The following is a 1,753-nucleotide window of genomic DNA, read 5'->3' on the forward strand; positions in this document are numbered from 1 at the left end:
ACAACCAACAACAACAATCCCAAAAACAACTGAAGAGTAAGATGAAATTTAAAAAAATAAGCTGCATGCGTCTGCTAATCCAGGTCGAGGCAGTCATCATATGGCGGTTAAAGCGGCACGAGTTCTGTATGGAACGCGTAGAGTACTCGCTGAATTGTTCGGAGTGAAAAATCCGAATGATATTGTGTTAACTTCCAATACAACGGAAGCACTGAACCTGGCGATGAAAGGATACTTGAATGAGGGGGATCACGTCATTGCGACGATGATCGAACATAATTCTGTTCGAAGGCCGCTAGAGTATTTAAGACGTACTCGAGGTATACACGTTGATTATGTACAGGTTGATGAAGAGGGACAACCGGATTTACAACAAATCAACAAGATGTTTCGTTCAAATACAAGGATGCTTGTGTGCAGCCATAGTTCGAATCTCTTAGGTTCTATTCTTCCCTTGGGCGAAATAGGGGAGATGGTAAGTGGCAAAGGGGCTGTTATGCTAGTAGATGCAGCACAAAGTGCAGGAACGCTTGATATACATGTGGAGGACCTCTCTATTGATATGCTGGCATTTCCAGGGCATAAGGGGCTATTAGGGCCACAGGGAACGGGTGGGCTCTATATCTCACCTGAGATTGATCTGGAACCAATTCTACATGGCGGTACAGGCAGTCAATCAGAAGCGGTTGAAATGCCGACAGTGCGACCGGATCGATATGAAGCGGGGACGCCAAATACTGTGGGCCATGCCGGGTTGTTGGCAGGTATCCTGAAGGTGCAGGAATGGACGCCGAAGATGATCTATCAGCACGAATGGGAACTTACACAGCGCCTGATGGAAGGACTGATGCAAAACAATGATCTGCGATTGTTGGGACCAGGTCTAGGTAAGCCAAGAACGGGTATTGTATCTTTCGTGTCTGGCCAGTATAGCTCGTCGGAGCTGGCTTTTCGCTTGGATCGTGAGTATGGCATTGCAGTAAGAGCGGGTTATCATTGTACTCCTTTAGCGCATATGGCATCTGATACAGATCAGACAGGTGCGGTTAGAGTGAGTGTAGGGGTAACGACCACACAAGAGGATATAAGTGTTATGCTCACAGCAATGAAGGAGATCTATAGCTAATGGATACAGATCAAGATAGAGAAGAGGAAGGAATTAGCGCATGGCTGAATTAAATGAATTGATCATGGAGCAGCTTCATTGGTTTGTCATCTTGATGGTCATCATGATCTTGATCTTATGGATAACGGCAGCTGTTCAAGGAACTAAATTACGCAAGATGAGACGCCGTTACGATGCCATGATGGCAGGTAGTGGAGTGGAGGATCTAGAAACATTACTCGTACAACTGAAAGTCCAGATGGATGAAATCGAAGAGAGCCAGGGTAACCATGCCAAAATGCTGGATTCCATATCTCGTAATATGAAGGGAATGAAATCCAAAGTAGGCATCATTCGTTACAATGCATTTGGGGAAAGGGGGAATGATATGAGTTTCTCCCTGGCTATACTGAGTGAACAAGAGGAAGGGCTTGTCCTGACCGGTTTGCATAACCGGGAGAGCTCATATGTTTACGCTAAACCACTGAAAGACGGGCAGTCCATCTATCCTTTATCTCCGGAAGAGAAAGAAGCCGTTACTCTTGCGCTGCAAAAAGGGTAGAGCGATTCCATTCCTTAATTCCGGAAAAGATACAGGTTGCAATGATATCAGACAGTCGCATTACGAGACTTAAACGGGTGTTCTGT

The 1,753-nt window shown here is 45.6% G+C and carries 1 protein-coding gene and 2 pseudogenes; 2 read left to right on the top strand and 1 reads right to left on the bottom strand.

Annotated elements, in window-relative coordinates; translation table 11 throughout:
- Positions 1 to 67: 67 nt before the first annotated feature.
- Both ACFRAK_RS28290 and ACFRAK_RS28295 read left to right on the top strand, forming a co-directional pair.
- Positions 68 to 1,126: pseudogene (locus ACFRAK_RS28290) on the top strand (aminotransferase class V-fold PLP-dependent enzyme); the annotation flags it as partial.
- A 40-nt stretch (positions 1,127 to 1,166) separates the two neighbouring features.
- Positions 1,167 to 1,667: a DUF4446 family protein gene (locus tag ACFRAK_RS28295; protein ID WP_394573083.1), complete on the top strand. Its 501-nt coding sequence runs from the start codon at positions 1,167 to 1,169 to the stop codon at positions 1,665 to 1,667.
- Here the strand turns inward: ACFRAK_RS28295 and ACFRAK_RS28300 are convergent.
- Positions 1,642 to 1,753, bottom strand: a pseudogene (locus ACFRAK_RS28300) (spore protease YyaC); the annotation flags it as partial. The gene ACFRAK_RS28295 and the pseudogene ACFRAK_RS28300 overlap by 26 nt on opposite strands.

It is taken from the genome of Peribacillus sp. NPDC056705, assembly GCF_043656335.1.